The sequence below is a fragment of the Vibrio sp. Isolate24 genome (assembly GCF_022398215.1).
GTDB lineage: Bacteria > Pseudomonadota > Gammaproteobacteria > Enterobacterales > Vibrionaceae > Vibrio > Vibrio coralliilyticus_A.
In genome coordinates this window covers 1,794,999-1,815,078 of record NZ_JAKEUU010000001.1, presented here as the reverse complement: position 1 = coordinate 1,815,078, position 20,080 = coordinate 1,794,999, and the positions used below count along the sequence as shown (strand labels likewise).

The 20,080-nt window shown below is 45.8% G+C and carries 19 protein-coding genes; 10 read left to right on the top strand and 9 right to left on the bottom strand.

Going from position 1 to position 20,080, the window contains the following annotated elements; all coding sequences use genetic code 11:
• The first annotated feature begins 23 nt into the window (after window positions 1-23).
• From rimM to rplS, 3 genes are read left to right on the top strand one after another with little or no spacing between them, the layout of a single operon-like run.
• On the top strand, window positions 24-572 hold the full coding sequence (gene rimM / locus L1D23_RS08000; protein ID WP_239865263.1) for a ribosome maturation factor RimM: 549 nt from the start codon (window positions 24-26) through the stop codon (window positions 570-572).
• A gap of 46 nt (window positions 573-618) precedes the next feature.
• The gene (trmD, locus tag L1D23_RS07995; protein ID WP_239865261.1) at window positions 619-1,362 is read left to right on the top strand and encodes a tRNA (guanosine(37)-N1)-methyltransferase TrmD; all 744 of its coding nucleotides are present in this window, start codon (window positions 619-621) and stop codon (window positions 1,360-1,362) included.
• Window positions 1,363-1,403: 41 nt separating this feature from the next.
• Window positions 1,404-1,757 (top strand): 50S ribosomal protein L19, encoded by a 354-nt coding sequence (gene rplS / locus L1D23_RS07990; protein WP_045977783.1) that lies wholly within the window; start codon window positions 1,404-1,406, stop codon window positions 1,755-1,757.
• A gap of 127 nt (window positions 1,758-1,884) precedes the next feature.
• Here the strand turns inward: rplS and yacG are convergent, their stop codons facing one another.
• The 8 genes from yacG to nadC all read right to left on the bottom strand — a co-directional run bounded on the left by yacG (window position 1,885) and on the right by nadC (window position 8,879).
• Window positions 1,885-2,079 carry a DNA gyrase inhibitor YacG gene (gene yacG / locus L1D23_RS07985; protein WP_239837820.1) on the bottom strand — a complete coding sequence of 65 codons (195 nt, stop codon included), beginning with the start codon at window positions 2,077-2,079 and terminating at the stop codon, window positions 1,885-1,887.
• Window positions 2,080-2,131: 52 nt separating this feature from the next.
• Window positions 2,132-2,872: a cell division protein ZapD gene (gene zapD / locus L1D23_RS07980; protein ID WP_239865259.1), complete on the bottom strand. Its 741-nt coding sequence runs from the start codon at window positions 2,870-2,872 to the stop codon at window positions 2,132-2,134.
• Between the two features lie 33 nt (window positions 2,873-2,905).
• Window positions 2,906-3,514, bottom strand: a complete 609-nt coding sequence (gene coaE / locus L1D23_RS07975; protein ID WP_239865257.1) for a dephospho-CoA kinase — start codon at window positions 3,512-3,514, stop codon at window positions 2,906-2,908.
• Window position 3,515: 1 nt separating this feature from the next.
• On the bottom strand, window positions 3,516-4,385 hold the full coding sequence (locus tag L1D23_RS07970) for an A24 family peptidase (protein WP_239865255.1): 870 nt from the start codon (window positions 4,383-4,385) through the stop codon (window positions 3,516-3,518).
• Between the two features lie 49 nt (window positions 4,386-4,434).
• The gene (locus L1D23_RS07965; RefSeq protein WP_239865253.1) at window positions 4,435-5,670 is read right to left on the bottom strand and encodes a type II secretion system F family protein; all 1,236 of its coding nucleotides are present in this window, start codon (window positions 5,668-5,670) and stop codon (window positions 4,435-4,437) included.
• A gap of 8 nt (window positions 5,671-5,678) precedes the next feature.
• Window positions 5,679-7,328: a type IV-A pilus assembly ATPase PilB gene (gene pilB, locus L1D23_RS07960; RefSeq protein ID WP_239865251.1), complete on the bottom strand. Its 1,650-nt coding sequence runs from the start codon at window positions 7,326-7,328 to the stop codon at window positions 5,679-5,681.
• Window positions 7,328-7,768: a prepilin-type N-terminal cleavage/methylation domain-containing protein gene (locus L1D23_RS07955; RefSeq protein WP_239865249.1), complete on the bottom strand. Its 441-nt coding sequence runs from the start codon at window positions 7,766-7,768 to the stop codon at window positions 7,328-7,330. The genes pilB and L1D23_RS07955 overlap by 1 nt, the downstream gene beginning before the upstream one ends.
• Before the next feature lie 223 nt (window positions 7,769-7,991).
• On the bottom strand, window positions 7,992-8,879 hold the full coding sequence (gene nadC, locus L1D23_RS07950) for a carboxylating nicotinate-nucleotide diphosphorylase (protein WP_239865247.1): 888 nt from the start codon (window positions 8,877-8,879) through the stop codon (window positions 7,992-7,994).
• Between the two features lie 131 nt (window positions 8,880-9,010).
• Here nadC and ampD point away from each other — a divergent pair, with 131 nt between their 5' ends.
• Window positions 9,011-9,556, top strand: a complete 546-nt coding sequence (ampD, locus tag L1D23_RS07945) for a 1,6-anhydro-N-acetylmuramyl-L-alanine amidase AmpD (protein WP_239865245.1) — start codon at window positions 9,011-9,013, stop codon at window positions 9,554-9,556.
• Window positions 9,557-9,649: 93 nt separating this feature from the next.
• Here the strand turns inward: ampD and fldB are convergent, their stop codons facing one another.
• Window positions 9,650-10,171 (bottom strand): flavodoxin FldB, encoded by a 522-nt coding sequence (fldB, locus tag L1D23_RS07940; protein WP_239865423.1) that lies wholly within the window; start codon window positions 10,169-10,171, stop codon window positions 9,650-9,652.
• Window positions 10,172-10,334: 163 nt separating this feature from the next.
• Here fldB and xerD point away from each other — a divergent pair, with 163 nt between their 5' ends.
• From xerD to aceF, 6 genes are all read left to right on the top strand, one after another.
• Window positions 10,335-11,231: a site-specific tyrosine recombinase XerD gene (gene xerD / locus L1D23_RS07935; RefSeq protein WP_239865421.1), complete on the top strand. Its 897-nt coding sequence runs from the start codon at window positions 10,335-10,337 to the stop codon at window positions 11,229-11,231.
• A gap of 41 nt (window positions 11,232-11,272) precedes the next feature.
• Window positions 11,273-12,025: a bifunctional protein-disulfide isomerase/oxidoreductase DsbC gene (gene dsbC, locus L1D23_RS07930; RefSeq protein WP_239865243.1), complete on the top strand. Its 753-nt coding sequence runs from the start codon at window positions 11,273-11,275 to the stop codon at window positions 12,023-12,025.
• Between the two features lie 147 nt (window positions 12,026-12,172).
• Window positions 12,173-13,909 carry a single-stranded-DNA-specific exonuclease RecJ gene (recJ, locus tag L1D23_RS07925; RefSeq protein ID WP_239865241.1) on the top strand — a complete coding sequence of 579 codons (1,737 nt, stop codon included), beginning with the start codon at window positions 12,173-12,175 and terminating at the stop codon, window positions 13,907-13,909.
• A gap of 567 nt (window positions 13,910-14,476) precedes the next feature.
• Window positions 14,477-15,244, top strand: a complete 768-nt coding sequence (gene pdhR, locus L1D23_RS07920; protein WP_006958126.1) for a pyruvate dehydrogenase complex transcriptional repressor PdhR — start codon at window positions 14,477-14,479, stop codon at window positions 15,242-15,244.
• Between the two features lie 49 nt (window positions 15,245-15,293).
• Entirely contained in the window at window positions 15,294-17,957 is a 2,664-nt protein-coding gene (gene aceE, locus L1D23_RS07915; RefSeq protein WP_239865239.1) for a pyruvate dehydrogenase (acetyl-transferring), homodimeric type, read from the top strand.
• 19 nt (window positions 17,958-17,976) lie between these two features.
• Window positions 17,977-19,866, top strand: a complete 1,890-nt coding sequence (gene aceF / locus L1D23_RS07910) for a pyruvate dehydrogenase complex dihydrolipoyllysine-residue acetyltransferase (RefSeq protein WP_239865237.1) — start codon at window positions 17,977-17,979, stop codon at window positions 19,864-19,866.
• Window positions 19,867-20,080 lie beyond the last annotated feature (214 nt).

Below are 20,080 nucleotides of genomic sequence, written 5' to 3'. Positions count from 1 at the left end.
AATCAAGAAGTAGTAATTAGCTTATGTCGATGAAAGGTAAAGAAACGATGAGCAGTGAGAAAATTGTTGTAGGTAAGTTTGGTGCTTCTTACGGCATTCGTGGCTGGCTTAAAGTTTTTTCCTACACAGACAATACTGAGAGCATATTTGATTACACGCCTTGGTTTATTAACCAAAAAGGCGAGTGGGTTGAGCGTAAAGTAGAAAGCTGGAAGCGCCATAACAAAGGTTTGGTGGTAAAGCTGGAAGGTTTGGATTTGCGTGAAGATGCGCAATTGCTGACGAACTTTGAAATCGCCATTGACCCTGCGGTACTGCCGGAATTGCCAGAAGATGAGTTCTACTGGCGTGATTTGATTGGAATGCAAGTAGTCACCGACAAAGGTTACGACTTAGGCACTGTCTCTGACATGCTGGAAACGGGTTCCAACGATGTTCTGGTTGTTAAAGCAAATCTAAAAGATGCTTTCGGGCAAAAGGAACGATTAATTCCGTTCCTTGAAGAGCAAGTGATCAAGTTGATTGATCGCGAAGCTCAACGGATCGAAGTTGACTGGGATCCTGGATTCTAACTCCAAGTAACGGAGCGATTGAACCAAGTTTATATTGGTGAAAAACATGTGGGTTGGCGTAATTAGCCTATTTCCTGAAATGTTCCGCAGCGTTACTGATTATGGAGTAACAGGTCAAGCGGTTAAAAAAGGTCTCTTGTCGGTTGAGACATGGAATCCTCGTGATTTCACTCATGACAAGCATCGTACAGTTGATGACAGACCTTACGGTGGTGGCCCTGGTATGTTGATGATGGTTCAGCCTTTGCGCGATGCTATCCATACCGCTAAAAAAGCCTCACCGGGTAAGACGAAAGTCATTTACCTATCTCCCCAAGGTCGTAAGCTTGACCAACAAGGGGTTGAAGAGCTGGCAACAAATGAGAATTTGCTTCTGATTTGTGGTCGCTATGAAGGGGTAGATGAGCGTGTCATCCAATCTGAAGTTGACGAAGAATGGTCAATTGGAGATTTTGTGATGACGGGTGGAGAAATTCCAGCCATGACGCTAATCGACTCGGTTTCTCGGTTTATACCGGGGGTGCTGGGTGATTTTGCATCAGCAGAAGAAGACTCTTTTGCTAATGGTTTATTGGATTGCCCACATTACACGCGTCCGGAAGTATTAGATGGAGAAGAAGTGCCTGCGGTACTGAAATCCGGTAATCACAAGGACATTCGTCGTTGGCGGCTCAAGCAGTCGTTAGGCCGTACCTGGCTAAAAAGACCAGAGCTCCTGGAAAACCTAGCTCTGACTGACGAACAGGAACTATTACTCGCAGAGTTCATTAAAGAACACAAAGCGAAGTAACCTATTAAATTTAGTATCAGTTTATTCTAGGAATATTGAAAATGAGTAACATCATCAAGGCTCTTGAAGAAGAGCAAATGAAAAAAGACCTGCCTAACTTTGCACCTGGTGACACAGTTGTTGTTCAAGTTAAGGTAAAAGAAGGTGACCGTGAGCGTCTACAGGCTTTCGAAGGCGTTGTAATCGGTATTCGTAACCGTGGTCTACACTCTGCATTCACTGTACGTAAGATTTCTAACGGTGAAGGTGTAGAGCGTACGTTCCAAACTCACTCTCCAATGGTTGATAGCATTGAAGTTAAACGCCGCGGTGCAGTACGTCGTGCCAAACTGTACTACCTACGTGAGCGTTCTGGTAAGTCAGCTCGTATTAAAGAGAAACTTGCTAAGAAGTAATGCTATAACTAGCGTTCTCATATTAAACGGAGTCCTTTGGACTCCGTTTTTTTATGGTTTTAGTTAGCCAAACTTAATGGATGTGTTTGTTGTTAGGTTGTGCTCGTCTCTCAAGTGCCAAGATGATTCAATATTGATCTTCAGACCAGCCATCAGAATCCGACATGTCGGGTGCTCCCGGGATGGTATTTTCTTCATCTGCCCATTCACCAAAATCTATCATCTGACATTGTTTGCTGCAGAAAGGGCGGTGAGGGCTTTGCTCTCCCCATTCGACGTCGGTGCCACATTTAGGGCAGGGTACGATGGTGGTTTTGGGCATGTGATTTTCTCTGTGAACATTTAGATATTTGGACGAGTATAGCGTGATTGGGTTAGCTACACACGGCCAAACGAAATTGAATATTATCAATGGAGGCTTGGCCAGATGCGAAGCTTATAAATTTGATTGCAAAACGATTCTTATGACCAGAAATCATGGGGTATACCCCATATTGCATCGGGATTTCTAGACGCAAAATATTCGCTTCTTCGGCATCACTTTGGTAGAAGCCTGCCTGAGCTTCTTGTGGTTGAAAATGACCTGTTTCACGAGTTAGGCGTAGCCAGAGTTTGAGAGCATCGGTGAGTGGTTGGAGCGTATCTAACCAAAGCTTAGTGTCTTTGTTTTTTTGATCAAGAGGTAAATGCAGCCAGTGGTGCAATGCAGGTAAATCAAAACAGCAAGAGCCGCCAGGTAAGTTAAATCTTTGACGAATAGCACTGAGAAAACGATCTTCCTTGAGGCTTTGACCAAAGCGCTCTGCAGCCATCAGTTTACTATGGACATTATCGACTTCGCTAAGCACATTGCTCAACATGTCCTGATCCACCCCTTCAACATCAAGCCAAGAACGGTATGTTAATCGCTGTTTCTCAATATCTTTCGCCAGCTCACTTTTTAGCTGGATTTGCTCGAAGATCTCCAAAAGATCAAACAAAGAACGGAAAAACAATAAGTGCTGCATGTCATCACCAAATTGAGAAGAAACGCTTAATTGGTTAAGCAAAGCTTCAACACGTAAATATATGCGAGTTTTCTCATTTAGTGGATGTTCAAAAAAGTGCGTTGTCATTACATGCGGCCTTTGATTCTTCTTCCTTTATTCTCACCGATTTTCCCTACATATTTCTAGGTACTTTTGATGTAATTCTGTGATTTGAGGCAAAAGTTCTTGGTTTGTTGCATTATTTTTAATCACATCGTCTGCGATTGACAGTCGTTGTGAACGGCTAGCTTGAGCGGCTAAGATAGCGTCGACTTGTTCAATCGGGACTTCATCTCTTTCCATGGTTCTTTGCCGTTGTACTTGCTCATCAACATCGACAACCAATACTCTGTTTGCCAAGCTTTGGAGGTTATTTTCAACCATGAGTGGAATAACCAGCAAAGCATAAGGAGATGAAGCCTTGGCTATATCTGCCTGCATCTTTTCGCGAATCATGGGATGCAGCAGTTGGTTTATCCAAGCTTTTTCCTTGTCACAGGCAAAGATGCTTTCTCTTAGTTTAGCTCGGTTGAGCGTTCCGTCTGCCAGTAAAATGTTAGAACCGTATCGTGCTTCTATCGCTTTCAGTCCTTCACTGCCTGGCTCAACAACTTCTCGGGCAATGATATCCGCATCAACAATTTCAATACCAAACTGATCGTGAAAGAGGTTGGCGACGGTGGTTTTCCCACTGGCAATACCGCCTGTTAGGCCGACGACAAAAGGCATATTAGATCCCCAGAATTTGTGTAAAGTACCAGTTGATGATGCTTTCTCCCCACATTGCGCTGATCCAGCCTGCAATCGCAAGGTAGGGGCCAAACGGGAAGGCTTTGTCTATCCCTTGTTTTTGTAGTCGTAGTTGAATTAGGCCAAAAAGTAATCCAACGAGTGAGGAAAGCAGAACAATAATAGGCAAATACTGCCAGCCTAACCAAGCGCCTAGTGCGGCAAGAAGCTTGAAATCACCATAGCCCATGCCTTCTTTACCAGTGAGAAGTTTGAACCCCCAGTAAATAGACCATAGGCACAAATAGCCTACTATTGCTCCAGTCACAGAGTCTTGCAAAGACACAGGGCTCAAGCCTAGTAATGATAATGCTATCCCAGACCAAATCAGTGGTAAGGTTAATTGATCAGGCAACAGCATAGTATCGAGATCGATGAAAGTTGCTGCTATTAAAACAAAGGTAAAGAACAATAAGGCAACGGCGAACACACTCAGTTCAAATTGGTAAGCAATCGAGAAACTCATTAACCCCGAGATGAGTTCAACGAGAGGGTAGCGTGGGGAAATGCGGTGTTGACAAGCTCGGCATTGACCACGTAAAGCAAGCCAACTGATCAGCGGAATATTATCAATATTACGAATTTGAGTGTTACAGCTTGGGCAAGTTGACCTAGGGACACTCAGATTATAAGTCCCCTCAGGTGGCTGAATGCCATACTCTGGAAAACTCTCTGCGCATTCATGTCGCCACTCTCGTTCCATCATCTTAGGCAAGCGATGAATGACGACGTTAAGAAAGCTGCCTATGATCAGACCAAAAAGGGTCGCTAGGGTTGGAAACAACCATGGGTAATAATTGAAAAGTTCCATAAAAATTTCAGTTGCTTGAGCACGTCGTCTTTGAGTTGAGGTGGATATACTATCCCATAATGTTCATTAAGTTAAAGATAGGCAGGTACATAGCGATCACCAAACTTCCCACTAAACCTCCTAAAGCAAGAATCAAAATCGGCTCAAGTGTTTTCGCAAGGCTTTCAACAGTTGCGTCGATATCTGCTTCATATTGATTCGCGACTCTAGTCAGCATGTCATCCAGTCGCCCAGACTCTTCACCGATCATAATCATTTGCACCATGAGTTCGGGGAAGTCTCTCGATTGGCGCATGGTTGAATGTAAAGCGATTCCCGCGCTTGTTTGTTGGATGAGATGTCTGATGATGTGCTGATAGTAAGCATTGTCTGTTGTACGTGCTGCTGTTTCCAAGCTAGTGAGAATGGGCAGGCCTGACTTTAGACTGGTAGACAGTGTACGACTAAAGCGCGCCATACAGCTTTTGAGGAGTAAGGTTCCGAGAATGGGAAGATGTAATGTTACACGACTTAACCAATACCTGAATCTAGCTGAGCTTCGATATATAGATACAAAAGCAACAGGAATCAGAACACTCATTGTTCCAATACTCAAACTATGGTGCTGCACGGCTTGTGATAATGAAAGAACTTGCTGGGTAAACCATGGAAGCTCAGCACCATAACCGATGAATAGAGCTTCAAATTCGGGAATGACTTTGGTGAGCATTAATAGCGAGACGGCTAATGCTGTTAGAACGACCAAGCTGGGATAGATAGCAGCGCGTTGGACTCTCGAGGTCAATTGCTCTGTTTTTTCTCTATATTGAGCAATGTGCTCTAATGAAGCGGCTAAATTACCCGTTTTTTCACCCATGTCGACAATATCTATATAGAGGGCATCAAAGTATCGAGAGGAGTGCTTGAGAGCGCTTGATACCGACAGACCAGCTTGGAGTTGGTGGCTTATCATCCACAATACCGAGCGCAGTTCGGCACGCTTTTGATTCTGCATGATGAGTTTAAGTGACGTCGTGATAGGCAAACCAGACGCCAGCATAGTCGCCCACTGACGGGTTATATTAGTGAGATCTTTCGTCCTCACTTTATGTTTTATACGGGAATAGCCTGGTAATGGCTTTTGGCGAATAAGACGTACACTGATATCGCGCTCGTTCAGTTGTTCTGCCACTTGTGCCTCACAAATTGCGAGCATTGTCCCTTTTAGCTTTAAACCTTTGTGGTTGATGCCTTGCCAATAGTATGAGCCCAATTGGGTAGTCGTGGGAATGGGAACTTTGTTCATGCTCAAAACTAGAGTAGCATCCGCTGTAGTTCTTTTTGACTGGTTACCCCTTGCGTAAGCTTCTCAATTCCAGATTGGCGCAGAGTCTGCATCCCCTGCTCGATCGCCAAGCTTTCAATGTGGTGGGTTGGCGCTCTGGCAGCAATCGCTTCTGATATTTCTGGAGTGACGGTAAGAATTTCAAACAGTCCGATTCGTCCCGAATAACCTTGATGGCATGAACTGCAGCCTAATGGGTCAGCTTTGAATTCCTGAATTTTTTCTGAGTCTGGACGTTTACAGTGAGGGCACAGACGCCTGACTAACCTTTGTGCAACGATAAGACTTAAAGAAGCCGCGACATTGAAAGGTTCGATGCCCAGGTTTTGTAAACGCAGAATGGCTTCTGCTGCCGAGTTAGTGTGCAGAGTTGAAAGCACTAAATGCCCGGTTTGCGCTGCTTTGGCTGCGATTTCCGCTGTTTCACGGTCTCGTATTTCTCCGACCATAACAACATCAGGATCTTGGCGTAAAAAAGCTCGAAGAGCTTGAGCAAAATGAAACCCAATTTGGGGTTGGATTTGAACCTGATTGATTCCCGATACATGCATTTCAACAGGATCTTCTGCTGTCGCAATATTGACTTCACTTTGATTGAGAATATTCAGGCCACTGTATAACGACAACGTCTTGCCACTGCCTGTTGGGCCTGTGATTAGGATCATTCCCTGAGGTTTAGCCAACGCTCTACGATAGTGCTCACTTTGTGATGGGCTATAGCCTAAATGCTCTAAATCGAAGCTGGTTACCCGGTTATCGAGCAGCCGCAATACGACTTTTTCTCCCCATATGGTCGGTAAAGTCGAGACACGTATATCGATGGCCTTTGAGGATGCGATCGCTAAGGTGATTCTGCCATCTTGTGGTAGGCGACGTTCTGCAATGTCGAGCTTAGCTAATATTTTGAGCCGAGCAATTAAACGATTAGATAGGTGGTGAGGGGGCTGTTGTCTTTCAATCAGTAAGCCATCACACCTGAATCGAACACGGAACCAGTTTTCATAAGGCTCAAAATGGATATCAGAGGCACGTTTGCGCACGGCGTCTAGCAGTACTTGATGTATGTACTGGCTAATAGGTGAAGTATCTTGATAGAGGGCTTCATGATCCGCACTTTCTTCTTCAGTGGTCTCGACCAGCTGCTCAAGCTCTTGATCGCTGATTGCTTTAAAACCAAACCTCTCACCTGAAACTTTATCACCATATAAGTGATGTATCGCCTCCATCAAACTATGGTTCTGACAGAGTACTAACTTGACTTTTAGACCTGTGGCAAAGCGAAAGTCTTGTTCAATTTCTGCAATCGATGGGTCACTGATCGCTAAGGTCAATTGGTGACTATCTATATGAAGGGGCAGCGCTGAATGTCGGCAAACTAAATCGCTAACTCCTAGGCGCTGACAGCACGAGATATAATCAAATGAGTCTAGCTGAATGATGGTGAGGGAGAAGAGTTCACTGATCATTGTGACCAGTTTTTGTGGTGATATATCGTCGAGAGTGAGCAGTGCAGTACAGGCATCCGCTTTCTGGGTATTCATTGCCGCCATGGCATGTAGGGCTTGAGCTTGAGTTATTTTGTTCGCTCTCTGTAGTAAGTGAGGTAATTGGCTCATCATTAGCGACTCGGACACCAATTCTGGCTTTCAGTACCACTACAGCTGACTGCCCATGTAATCCCACTTGTTGATGAATTGGGGGTTAAGTGAACGCTGGCATTGTTTGGTAGTGAGCCTTTTGAGCCTGATAATGCTGCGGTAATGACACTGATAGAACCACTTGTCTGTGCATTGACGTAAAAACCGTTGAAGTTTTGTTGTGATGGCACACCATTGTTACCTGAAATACAGCTAGCAGCAGAGGCACTGTTTGTTAGGCAAAGGCTTACCGCTGCTTTCATCACTGATGTTGCATTGAGCATATCGCTGGCATGGGCACGCTGGGTGTAGCTTTGATAAGCAGGAATTGCGAAGGCCGATAAAATTCCGATGATCGCCACAACGATCATCAACTCAATCAGTGTAAAGCCACGTAATGCAATATTGTTTGGTAACGTCATGAGAGTCCTAGGTACTTTTCATTAGCGTGAGAAGAGTAGGGAAAGGACTTTACGCTGAATATTAGGCTGGAGGAGACTCGCGAGAAGGTAAGCTTAGCTTAATCGATATAAGACATCTGAATTGCATAGCTGTTTGAATTGCGGTTTATTTTGCTTAGTGAGTTGCCTACATTAAAAACGACAAGAGAGAGGTTATTCCTCTCTCTTGTCGTTAGTGATGTGCTTACTTAAAGCGCATCGACAAGTCCATGGCTTTGAGGTGTTTGGTCAGAGCGCCAACAGAAATGTAATCAACCCCCGTTTCAGCGTATTCACGCAGGGTTTCTAGAGTGACATTACCAGAGTTTTCTAGTGCTGCTCGGCCCGCGTTAATTCTTACCGCTTCACGCATCATGTCGGTTGTAAAATTATCAAGCATGATGATGTCAGCACCAGCCTCGATGGCCTCAGTCAGTTCTTGTAAACTTTCTGTTTCTACTTCAACAGGTTTGCCCGGATTCAACTGCTTAGCATTTTTAATTGTTTGAGTGATACCGCCATTGGCAATAATGTGATTTTCTTTGATGAGATAGGCATCGAAAACGCCGATACGGTGATTGAAACCACCGCCACATGCAACGGCGTACTTTAGTGCGCTACGTAGGCCAGGAATCGTTTTACGGGTATCCAACAGTCGGCAATTAGTGCCTTCGAGCTGTTTGGCGTACTCGGCAGTAATCGTGGCACAACCTGATAGCGTTTGGATAAAGTTCATCGCATTGCGTTCACCAGTCAATAGTGCGCGTGAGGGACCAGATAGGTGACAAAGTACCTGATTAGGTTCAACCGTATCGCCATCTTGTACGTGCCACTCGATCTTTACTTCGCCACCAAGTTGCCTGAAGACCTCATCAGCCCAAGCCTGACCACAAAATACGCCGTGTTCACGGGTAATTATGGTGGCTTCGTTATGAGCATCGGCTGGGATTAGACTTGCGGTGATATCAGCGGCTGGATCTAAAGTGCCACCGAGATCTTCTTTTATGGTTTCGGTAACGGAGCGAGAGATTTCCAGAGGCAAATGCTGTTTCAAATATTCAAGACGTTCTTGGCTATTGTGGGTTTCTTTCATTGCAAATCTAATGAGCAGTTGAACATAAGGTGCGCATGATACGATGACTGCGAGGGAAATTCAGCCATTATTGTGGTATTTCACGCTTGAAAGTCTAAAATCAATAACTTAGTAAACAAAAGGAGACAAACATGATTGATGAAAACGGCTGGTATCAAGCTGCCAGGCATGTGCCGTCTCCCTTTTTTGATCAACGAACCGATGTAACGGATATCTCCTTACTAGTGATACATAATATCAGCCTGCCACCTGGCCAATTTGGCGGGCCATACATCGAGCAGTTTTTTACGGGGCAACTGAACGCTGAAGAGCATCCATTTTTTAAAGTGATTCATCAGATGGGCGTTTCTGCACATTGTCTGATCAGGCGTGATGGTGAGGTGGTGCAGTTTGTACCGTTTACGGCAAGAGCGTGGCACGCAGGTGTGTCAAGTTTTGCAGGGCGAGAAAAGTGCAACGACTACTCAATTGGTATTGAATTGGAAGGCAGTGATTACGTCGCGTATACCGATGAGCAATATCAAGCCCTCACTGAGCTGACGAAATGGATACAAAAACATTACCCTAAAATCACCTTGCCTCGAATAACGGGCCATCAATACATTGCGCCGCTGAGAAAAACCGATCCGGGTTTGGTGTTTGATTGGAGGAGGTATCGAAAAGGGCTACCTTCTTAAAGACAGGAGACAATATTTTTCAATAAAAGGCTTCGCTAAGGGAGTGCGGATCGTCATTCTCGTCAGCGAAGCATTCTATTCTGAAGTCGGCTTTTATAGTGTTTCTTGATATTCCACTAGGACTTGTTCAATCCAAGTCGCAATGCGCTCATCACTCAGTTCATACTGAGAGTCTTCGTCCAATGCTAAGCCAACAAATTGGTTGCCATCTTCCGTTAGCGCTTTTGAGGCTTCAAACTCGTAGCTTTCATCGTTTGGCCAGTAGCCAATCAGGTTAGCACCTGTCTTCTTCAGTTCGTCGTGCAACATCCCCATAGCATCCAGATACCATTCGCCATAGCCTTCTTGATCGCCTAAGCCGAACAACGCGACGGTTTTGCCACTTAGCGGTACGCCACCGATTTGATCCCATATCTCATTCCAGTCTTCCTGAATTTCGCCAAAGTCCCAGGTCGAGATACCTAAAATCAGAAAGTCATAATTAACCATTTCTGTCAGAGGAGTGTCTTTGACATTGCGGATATCTACCAGTTCTTCACCTATGATGGCGCGCATTTTCTCCGCGGCCATTTCCGTGTAGCAAGTTGTCGAACCGTAAAACAGACCAATTTTCATCACTTTCTTTTTCATTATTTTGAATCAATAGCGAATTCTAAACACAAAATGGCGAGCTTTGCAGCGAATATCCATATCGAATGGCAATTTTTATGGCTTTATTGCTGTGTGGCACTTACATTGAGCGCATATCATAACGTTGAGGATTATTGTGTCAGAAGTGATGTCACCCGATCAGGGTATGGTGGAGCAGTTTTTGGATACGATGTGGATGGAGCGAGGGTTATCCGAGAATACGTTGGCATCTTATCGTAATGATTTATCCAAATTACTTCACTGGATGGCTGAAAATAACTACAGACTCGATTTTATTAGCTTGTCTGGTTTACAGGACTACCAAAGTTGGTTAATGGAACAGGGGTACAAGCAGACTTCACGAGCCCGTATGTTGTCTGCGATCCGTCGTTTGTTCCAGTATCTACACAGAGAAAAAGTGCGAGCGGATGATCCTAGTGCTTTACTCGTTAGCCCTAAATTACCTAAGAGGCTACCCAAAGATCTCAGTGAAGAGCAGGTTGAAGCACTGCTGAATGCACCGGATCCAAACGATGCAATGGAATTACGCGATAAAGCCATGCTGGAATTGCTTTATGCGACAGGCTTGCGTGTCACAGAGCTGGTCAGCTTAACGATGGAAAACATCAGCCTTCGTCAGGGCGTTGTTCGTGTCACTGGTAAAGGTGGTAAAGAGCGCTTGGTTCCGATGGGCGAAAATGCAGTCGACTGGATTGAAACTTTTATCCAACAAGGTAGGTCTGAGTTACTTGGAGATACAACATCTGATGTTGTCTTTCCAAGCAAGCGTGCGCGCCAAATGACGCGTCAGACGTTTTGGTATCGTATCAAGCATTATGCGGTTTTGGCTGGCATTGATACCGAGATACTGTCGCCGCACGTATTGCGCCATGCTTTTGCGACGCATTTGCTCAACTACGGCGCTGACCTGCGAGTGGTACAGATGCTACTCGGACACAGTGACTTGTCGACAACACAAATTTATACTCATGTAGCGACAGAACGGCTAAAACAGCTACACAGTGAGCATCATCCAAGAGCATAAGGGATTATCTCTTATCATATTAAAAAAATAAGGTGAATTTAATGAGCGTACTACGCCGAGTGACTCTACTTACGTTACCACTGCTTGTGGCAGCACAGGCAGTATCTGCAGCGGAAGTAAAATTTGATACAGCTCAGCTTGAAGAGCGTTTTGCCAAGCTAGGATTGGAAGTGAAAAAAGTGGCGCCTGCAGATATCGATGGTTTAGTCGAAGTGCAGACCAGTGGAGGAATTCTTTTTGCTTCACCAGACGGTGAATACTTTTTAGCAGGTACACTTTATAAGCTTGATGGCAATGGCCAATATGAAGATGTGCTGGCGAAACGTCAGGCGCCGATCAATGCGGCTAAAATCGAAGCATTCAAAGACAGCATGATTGACTTTAAGGCTAAAGACGAGAAATACGTTATCACTGTCTTCACGGATATTACCTGTGGCTACTGTGTACGTCTTCATAACCAAATGAAAGATTACAATGATTTGGGTATCACTATTCGTTACATGGCTTACCCACGTCAAGGGGCAACGGGTTCTGTTGCGGATCAAATGGCAGCAATTTGGGGCTCGGATGACCCACAGGCTGCCATGCATAACGGTAAGGTGAAACGTGAGTTCCCAGAAAAGAGCAAAGATTTCGCCAAGTATCAGGAAATCATCAAAGAGCATTATACTCTTGGGCGTGAGTTAGGTATTAGTGGCACGCCAGCGATTTTCCTACCAAATGGTGAAATGGTTGGCGGCTACTTACCACCAGAACAGATGCTGCAACGCCTACAACAAACACAAAAATCGTAATTCAATCTTCAGAGTTACGTTTGAGCGCCTGACAAGCGATCCTGTGATGAGAATCCTATGTCATGAATTAGGTTGATATAAGATTCTCATCTGTTAACTTGTTCGCTATTCAGGCGTCCTGCCCAAGAACAAGGCTCAATCCAATCTATGATCGAAATTCAACGCCGGCCTGAGGTTGATCTCAGTCTGCTTTCCACCGACATTGCTCCACTTCTTAAGCGCATTTACATCTCACGTGGTATCACCAGTGCCCAGCAGTTAGAAACGACGGCGCGTGCATTACATTCTTATCAAAAATTGCATGGTATTGACGCCGCGGTCGAGCTGCTATTTGAAGCTATTCAGAGTAATAAACGTATTATTGTTGTCGGAGATTTCGATGCTGATGGGGCAACCAGCTCGGCCCTATCGGTGCTCGCATTACGAATGCTTGGTTCCAATAACGTCGATTATTTGGTGCCGAATCGCTTTGAAGATGGTTATGGTCTTAGCCCAGAAGTCGTTGATCAGGCGATTGAGATTGGCGCTGAAGTGATCATGACGGTCGATAATGGTGTCTCTTCAATTGATGGTGTGCGATACGCCAAAGAGCAGGGGCTAAAGGTATTAGTCACTGACCACCACCTGCCGGGCCATGAGTTACCTAACGTCGATGCAATGGTCAACCCAAATTTAGAAGAGTGTGCCTTTCCTTCGAAAGCTTTGGCTGGAGTTGGAGTGGCGTTTTATCTCATGATGGCGTTGTGTGTTCATATGAGAAAGCAGGGATGGTTTGCCGATCAGGGCATGGCTGAACCAAAACTGATGGAGTTGATTGATTTGGTTGCTCTGGGTACGGTTGCTGATGTGGTGCCACTGGATGAAAACAATCGCATTCTGGTTCACCAAGGTCTGCAGCGTATTCGTGCTGGCAAAGCACGACCTGGTATTCAAGCATTGATTGAAGTCGCAAAGCGAGATGCGCGTCGATTGGTCGCGGCCGATTTCGGTTTTGCACTAGGTCCGCGTATCAACGCAGCAGGTCGTTTGGATGATATGTCATTTGGTGTTGAGCTTTTGATGGCCAACAACATTCATGCTGCACGTCGTATGGCAAGTGAGCTGGATGGCTTGAACCAAACGCGTAAAGAAATTGAAGAAGGTATGAAACAGGAAGCGATGGCTTTCTGTGAGCGTCTTCAGTTTGGTGACAAGGATATGCCTCATGGGCTGGTGCTGTTTCAGCGTGATTGGCACCAAGGTGTGATTGGTATTTTGGCATCTCGAATCAAAGAGAAGTTTCATCGTCCTGTGATTGCCTTCGCGGATGGTGGTGAAGGGAGCATTAAGGGCTCATGTCGTTCGATTCCGGGCCTACATATGCGTGATACTCTCGATCGTATTGATACTCAAAACCCCGGCTTGATCCTCAAGTTTGGTGGGCACGCCATGGCAGCTGGCCTGACGATCATGGAAAAAGACTTCGAACGATTTGCTCAGTTGTTTGATGAGGCTGTGAAACAAGAGTTGGACGACGCCGCACTCAAAGGTGTGATTTTGTCTGACGGTGAATTGAAGCCAGAAGAGTTTTCAATGCACATTGCAGAGATGCTTCGTGCTGGTGGACCATGGGGGCAAGCTTTCCCTGAACCTCTGTTCGACGGTGAATTTAAAGTGCTTCATCAGAAATTGGTTGGCGAGAAGCACCTGAAGCTGATGCTGGAGCCTTTACATAAAGGTCACCCGACCAACATCATGATTGATGGGATTGCATTTAATGTCGATCTGCGTCGCTGGCCAGATGCGTCTGTGAAAACCGTACGTTTGGCTTACAAGCTTGATATCAACGAGTTCCGAGGTAATCAGTCGTTACAATTGATGATTGACCATATCGAAGCGAAATAAAGGCCTGGACAGCGCTCTGTGAATAACGGGAGCGCTTTGCTGCTGGAAGCGGTAACAGGATCGTCTTACCGAATGGGAGTTGAGAACGAATTGCGCCCTAATGCATTCTAATTTGAAGGGAAGACAGTGCTTTGTCCTTTTAGAGTAACGTGCCGTAGGTTTATCGGAAGTGGTTGACTGCACTTTTCACTAAAGGGATAGAATAATCCCGCATCCCGCATCCCGCATCCCGCATCCCGCATCCCGCATCCCGCATCCCGCATCCCGCATCCCGCATCCCGCAACTTCCCATCTTTTCACGACATATTCCGTTCATATTTTTTTAAAACTGACCAATTAAAGTGTGATTGCTAGCACGATTTATTCCCATCTGTTTATATTTTGTAATTGGTCAGACCAATTTGATTGCTGTTTTAATCAGCTAATGTTATCAAAGTGTTGACGCATGGCTTGTTCTATGATGTGGGTCAATTTTTGACTGGAACTTGCGTTTTAATTATGTTAATTTCGTCGCCAACTTAAAATTGGTAATACCAATTGACTGCAAAGAGTAGAAGAACAACAACTATGGCTTATCAAAGGATTCGTCAGCCAAAACTCTCTGATGTAATTGAACAAGAGTTAGAACGGCTGATTGTGGAAGGAACATTGTCTCCGGGGCAGCAGTTGCCACCAGAGCGCGAGCTGGCAAAGCAGTTTGATGTGTCTCGTCCTTCAATCCGTGAAGCAATTCAACGCCTCGAAGCTAAACGTCTTCTTACTCGTCGCCAGGGTGGTGGCACATTTGTTAGCGAGAATATCTGGACGAGTTTTTCAGATCCTCTGCTAAATTTATTGTCTAGCCATTCGGAAACACAGCTGGATTTACTCGAAACGCGCCATGCGATGGAAGGTATCTCTGCTTATTTTGCAGCAGTTCGTGGCACCGATGAGGACTTTGCCCGTATTCAGGCTTGCCTGAAAAACATCAGTGAAGAGCAAACGAAGAAAAATGTTGAAGCGGAAGCGGCTGCAGTCATGCAGTTTTTGATCGCTTTGACTGAAGCAGCGCACAACGTTGTTTTGCTTCATATCGTTCGTAGTTTGGCCCCTTTGCTGGAGCAAAACGTCCTTCAGAATCTTAAGCTCTTACATCGCCGCGATGAAGTGGTGGAAAAAGTAAGTAAACACCGAGCTAATATCGTTGATGCGATCGTTTCTGGTCAGCCAGAAAAGGCGCGTGAAATGTCGCACTCACACTTAGCTTATATTGAAGAAACATTGTTGGATTTGAGTCGTGAAGAGTCTCGCCGTGAGCGATCTTTGCGTCGAATTCAGCAGGGTAACGACTCGTAAAGAGCGTTACTTAAATAAGTAGATCCAACCAACAGAAGGATAGATCGCCATGTCTGATATGAAGCATGACGTAGACGCACTGGAAACTCAAGAATGGCTACAAGCCCTTGAGTCAGTTGTACGTGAAGAAGGTGTAGAGCGTGCTCAGTTCCTACTAGAGCAAGTTCTAGACAAAGCACGTCTAGACGGTGTTGACATGCCAACAGGAATCACAACCAACTACATCAACACGATTCCTGCAGATCAAGAACCAGCTTACCCAGGTGACACAACACTTGAGCGCCGTATTCGTTCCATCATCCGCTGGAACGCAATCATGATCGTTCTACGTGCATCTAAGAAAGACCTAGAGCTAGGCGGCCACATGGCGTCTTTCCAGTCTTCTGCTGCATTCTACGAAGTATGTTTCAACCACTTCTTCCGTGCTCCAAACGAGACGGACGGTGGCGATCTAGTGTACTACCAAGGTCACATCTCACCAGGTATCTACTCTCGTGCATTCGTTGAAGGTCGTCTAACTGAAGAGCAGCTAGACAACTTCCGTCAAGAAGTAGACGGCAAAGGTATTCCATCATACCCGCACCCTAAACTGATGCCTGAGTTCTGGCAGTTCCCAACAGTATCTATGGGTCTAGGCCCAATTTCTGCGATTTACCAAGCGCGTTTCCTTAAGTACCTTGACGGTCGTGGTCTGAAAGACACGTCTGCTCAACGTGTGTACGCTTTCCTAGGTGACGGTGAGATGGATGAGCCAGAATCACGTGGTTCACTGTCTTTCGCAGCTCGTGAGAAACTAGACAACCTATGTTTCCTAGTGAACTGTAACCTACAGCGTCTAGATGGCCCTGTAATGGGTAACGGTAGCATCATCCAAGAGCTAGAAGGCCTATTCAAAGGTGCTGGCTGGAATGTTGTTAAAGTTATCTGGGGTAGCAACTGGGATGCACTACTTGCTAAAGATACGTCTGGCAAGCTTCTACAGCTAATGAACGAAACTGTAGACGGTGACTACCAAACATTTAAATCTAAAGATGGCGCATACGTACGTGAGCACTTCTTTGGTAAATACCCAGAGACAGCTGCACTAGTGGCAGACATGACAGATGACGAAATCTTCGCACTTAAGCGTGGTGGTCACGAGTCTTCTAAACTGTACGCAGCATACAAAAACGCGGCAGAAACTAAAGGTCGTCCAACAGTCATCCTAGCTAAGACTGTTAAAGGTTACGGTATGGGTGAAGCGGCTGAAGGTAAGAACATCGCGCACCAAGTTAAGAAGATGGACATGACTCACGTACTGCACCTACGTGATCGTCTAGGTCTTCAAGACATCCTAACTGACGAAGCGGTTAAAGAGCTTCCGTACTTGAAACTTGAAGAAGGTTCTGCGGAATACGAATACCTACACGCTCGTCGTAAAGAACTAAAAGGTTACACGCCACAGCGTCTGCCTAAGTTCACTCAAGAATTCAAAGTACCTGAGCTAGAAGAGTTCGCGCCGCTACTAAGCGAGCAGAAGCGTGATATCTCTACAACAATGGCTTACGTTCGTACGCTTAATATCCTGCTTAAGAACAAGAACATTGGTAAGAACATCGTTCCTATCATTTGTGACGAAGCACGTACGTTTGGTATGGAAGGTCTATTCCGTCAGATCGGTATCTACAACCCGCACGGTCAGGAATACACGCCAGAAGATAAAGGCATTGTTTCTTACTACAAAGAAGCGACATCTGGTCAGGTTCTACAAGAAGGTATCAACGAGCTAGGCTCAATGGCTTCTTGGGTTGCTGCTGCGACCTCTTACAGCACTAACGATCTGCCAATGATTCCATTCTACATCTACTACTCAATGTTTGGTTTCCAACGTGTAGGCGATATGGCATGGATGGCGGGTGACCAACAAGCTCGTGGTTTCCTACTAGGTGCTACTGCTGGTCGTACAACGCTAAACGGTGAAGGTCTACAGCACGAAGACGGTCACTCACACATCATGGCGAACACAGTTCCTAACTGTATCTCTTACGACCCAACATTCGCGTACGAAGTTGCGGTAATCATGCAAGACGGTATCCGTCGCATGTACGGTGAGAACCAAGAGAACGTGTTCTACTACCTAACGGTAATGAACGAAAACTACGCAATGCCAGCAATGCCAGAAGGCGCTGAAGAAGGCATCCGTAAGGGTATCTATAAGCTTGAGTCTTACGCAGGTGACAAGTCTAAAGTTCAGCTAATGGGCTCTGGTACTATCATGAACGAAGTACGTAAAGCAGCGACTATCCTAAGCGAAGACTACGGCATCGCGTCTGACGTGTTCTCTGTAACGTCATTCAACGAACTAACTCGCGACGGCCAAGCGGTAGAGCGTGACAACATGCTACACCCAGAAGCTGACGCAAAAGTGCCTTACATCGCAGAAGTGATGGGCAGCGAGCCAGCAATCGCAGCGACTGACTACATGAAGAACTACGCAGAACAAGTTCGTGCGTTCATGCCTTCTGAGTCTTATAAAGTACTGGGTACTGATGGCTTTGGTCGTTCAGACAGCCGCGAAAACCTACGTCGTCACTTCGAAGTGAACGCAGGTTACGTTGTTGTAGCAGCACTAAGTGAACTGGCCAAGCGTGGTGATGTTGAGAAGTCAGTAGTCGTAGAAGCGATTGCTAAGTTCGACATCGACACAGAAAAAACTAACCCGCTATACGCTTAATTGAGAAGGTAAATAAGAAATGGCAATCGAAATTAATGTACCAGACATCGGTGCGGATGAGGTTGAAGTTACTGAAATTCTTGTAAGCGTTGGCGACAAGGTTGAAGAAGAGCAGTCTCTGATCACAGTTGAAGGCGATAAAGCTTCTATGGAAGTTCCTGCTTCTCAAGCGGGTATCGTTAAAGAAATCAAAGTTACGGAAGGTGACTCTGTTTCTACTGGTTCTCTAATCATGATTTTCGAAGCCGAGGGTGCAGCTGATGCTGCACCTGCTCCTGTGGCAGAAGCGGCTCCAGCAGCGGCTCCAGCTCCAGCAGCAGCGGCAGAGCTTAAAGAAGTTCACGTACCAGATATCGGTGGCGATGAAGTTGAAGTGACTGAAATCATGGTTGCAGTTGGCGACAGCATCGAAGAAGAGCAATCTCTAATCACTGTAGAAGGCGATAAAGCATCTATGGAAGTACCAGCACCATTTGCTGGTACGCTGAAAGAGATCAAAGTTGCAGCAGGCGATAAAGTATCGACTGGCTCACTTATCATGGTATTCGAAACAGCAGGATCTGGCGCTCCAGCGGCACCTGTTGCAGCAGAAGCTCCAGTAGCAGCGGCTCCAGCGGCGTCTGCAGCGAAAGAAGTGAACGTTCCAGATATCGGTGGCGATGAAGTTGAAGTGACTGAAATCATGGTTGCAGTTGGCGATACAGTGGAAGAAGAGCAATCTCTAATCACTGTTGAAGGCGACAAAGCTTCAATGGAAGTTCCAGCACCATTTGCGGGTACGGTTAAAGAAATCAAGATTGCAGCTGGCGACAAAGTGTCTACTGGCTCACTAATCATGGTCTTCGAAGTGGCGGGTGCAGCACCTGCTCCTGCAGCGGCTCCAGCTCAAGCGGCGGCACCTGCAGCAGCTCCTAAAGCAGAAGCACCAGCAGCGGCAGCTCCAGCAACGACTGGCGATTTCCAAGAGAACAACGAGTACGCACACGCGTCTCCAGTTGTTCGTCGTTTAGCGCGTGAGTTTGGCGTTAACCTGTCTAAAGTTAAAGGTTCTGGCCGTAAGAGCCGCATCCTGAAAGAAGATGTTCAAGCCTACGTGAAAGACGCACTTAAGCGTCTTGAGTCTGGCGCAGGTGCAGCAGCATCTGGTAAAGGCGACGGCGCAGCGCTTGGTCTACTACCATGGCCGAAAGTTGATTTCAGCAAGTTCGGTGAAACTGAAGTTCAGAAGCTTTCTAAGATCAAGAAGATCTCAGGTGCAAACCTACACCGTAACTGGGTGATGATTCCTCACGTTACACAGTGGGACAACGCTGATATCACTGAGCTAGAAGCGTTCCGTAAAGAGCAGAACGCTATCGAAGCGAAGAAAGACACTGGAATGAAGATCACACCACTTGTGTTCATTATGAAAGCGGCTGCTAAAGCGCTTGAAGCGTTCCCAGCGTTCAACTCTTCTCTGTCTGAAGATGGCGAAAGCATCATTCTGAAGAAATACGTGAACATCGGTATCGCAGTAGATACGCCAAACGGTCTGGTTGTTCCTGTCTTTAAAGACGTCAACAAGAAAGGCATCTACGAGCTATCTGAAGAGCTAATGGCTATTTCTAAGAAAGCACGTGCAGGTAAGCTAACTGCGGCTGACATGCAAGGTGGCTGTTTCACTATCTCAAGCCTAGGTGGCATCGGCGGTACTGCGTTCACGCCAATCGTAAACGCACCAGAAGTCGGCATCCTTGGCGTGTCTAAGTCTGAAATGAAACCTGTATGGAACGGTAAAGAGTTCGAACCTCGCCTACAGCTCCCACTATCTCTATCATACGACCACCGTGTGATCGATGGTGCTGAAGGTGCGCGCTTCATTACCTTCCTAAACGGTGCGCTATCAGACATCCGTCGTCTGGTTCTTTAATTGAATTGAGATGATTGAGAGGCGGCCTTTTTAGCCGCCTCTGTTAATAGAAACATCTGACAATTGGGTGAAGGAGAACGTTTTCCTTACTTAATTGTTGGCTAGCTCACAGGCTAAATGGAATTGCTTTTCACACCATTAACATCTCTGTAAACTGTTGGCGGTCTGAAAATAACTGTTTAAAACCAACCACTCTTAAACAAAAGAATCAATA

What these genes read in the sequence shown, in the direction of transcription:
- rimM (WP_239865263.1), top strand. Translation starts at nt 24, where the DNA reads ATGTCGATGAAAGGTAAAGAAACGATGAGCAGTGAGAAAATTGTTGTA.
- rplS (WP_045977783.1), top strand. Translation starts at nt 1,404, where the DNA reads ATGAGTAACATCATCAAGGCTCTTGAAGAAGAGCAAATGAAAAAAGAC.
- yacG (WP_239837820.1), bottom strand. Translation starts at nt 2,079, where the DNA reads ATGCCCAAAACCACCATCGTACCCTGCCCTAAATGTGGCACCGACGTC.
- trmD (WP_239865261.1), top strand. Translation starts at nt 619, where the DNA reads ATGTGGGTTGGCGTAATTAGCCTATTTCCTGAAATGTTCCGCAGCGTT.
- ampD (WP_239865245.1), top strand. Translation starts at nt 9,011, where the DNA reads ATGATTGATGAAAACGGCTGGTATCAAGCTGCCAGGCATGTGCCGTCT.
- L1D23_RS07955 (WP_239865249.1), bottom strand. Translation starts at nt 7,768, where the DNA reads ATGACGTTACCAAACAATATTGCATTACGTGGCTTTACACTGATTGAG.
- fldB (WP_239865423.1), bottom strand. Translation starts at nt 10,171, where the DNA reads ATGAAAATTGGTCTGTTTTACGGTTCGACAACTTGCTACACGGAAATG.
- zapD (WP_239865259.1), bottom strand. Translation starts at nt 2,872, where the DNA reads ATGACAACGCACTTTTTTGAACATCCACTAAATGAGAAAACTCGCATA.
- pdhR (WP_006958126.1), top strand. Translation starts at nt 14,477, where the DNA reads ATGGCTTATCAAAGGATTCGTCAGCCAAAACTCTCTGATGTAATTGAA.
- aceF (WP_239865237.1), top strand. Translation starts at nt 17,977, where the DNA reads ATGGCAATCGAAATTAATGTACCAGACATCGGTGCGGATGAGGTTGAA.
- L1D23_RS07965 (WP_239865253.1), bottom strand. Translation starts at nt 5,670, where the DNA reads ATGAACAAAGTTCCCATTCCCACGACTACCCAATTGGGCTCATACTAT.
- xerD (WP_239865421.1), top strand. Translation starts at nt 10,335, where the DNA reads ATGTCACCCGATCAGGGTATGGTGGAGCAGTTTTTGGATACGATGTGG.
- dsbC (WP_239865243.1), top strand. Translation starts at nt 11,273, where the DNA reads ATGAGCGTACTACGCCGAGTGACTCTACTTACGTTACCACTGCTTGTG.
- nadC (WP_239865247.1), bottom strand. Translation starts at nt 8,879, where the DNA reads ATGAAAGAAACCCACAATAGCCAAGAACGTCTTGAATATTTGAAACAG.
- recJ (WP_239865241.1), top strand. Translation starts at nt 12,173, where the DNA reads ATGATCGAAATTCAACGCCGGCCTGAGGTTGATCTCAGTCTGCTTTCC.
- aceE (WP_239865239.1), top strand. Translation starts at nt 15,294, where the DNA reads ATGTCTGATATGAAGCATGACGTAGACGCACTGGAAACTCAAGAATGG.
- L1D23_RS07970 (WP_239865255.1), bottom strand. Translation starts at nt 4,385, where the DNA reads ATGGAACTTTTCAATTATTACCCATGGTTGTTTCCAACCCTAGCGACC.
- coaE (WP_239865257.1), bottom strand. Translation starts at nt 3,514, where the DNA reads ATGCCTTTTGTCGTCGGCCTAACAGGCGGTATTGCCAGTGGGAAAACC.
- pilB (WP_239865251.1), bottom strand. Translation starts at nt 7,328, where the DNA reads ATGATGAGCCAATTACCTCACTTACTACAGAGAGCGAACAAAATAACT.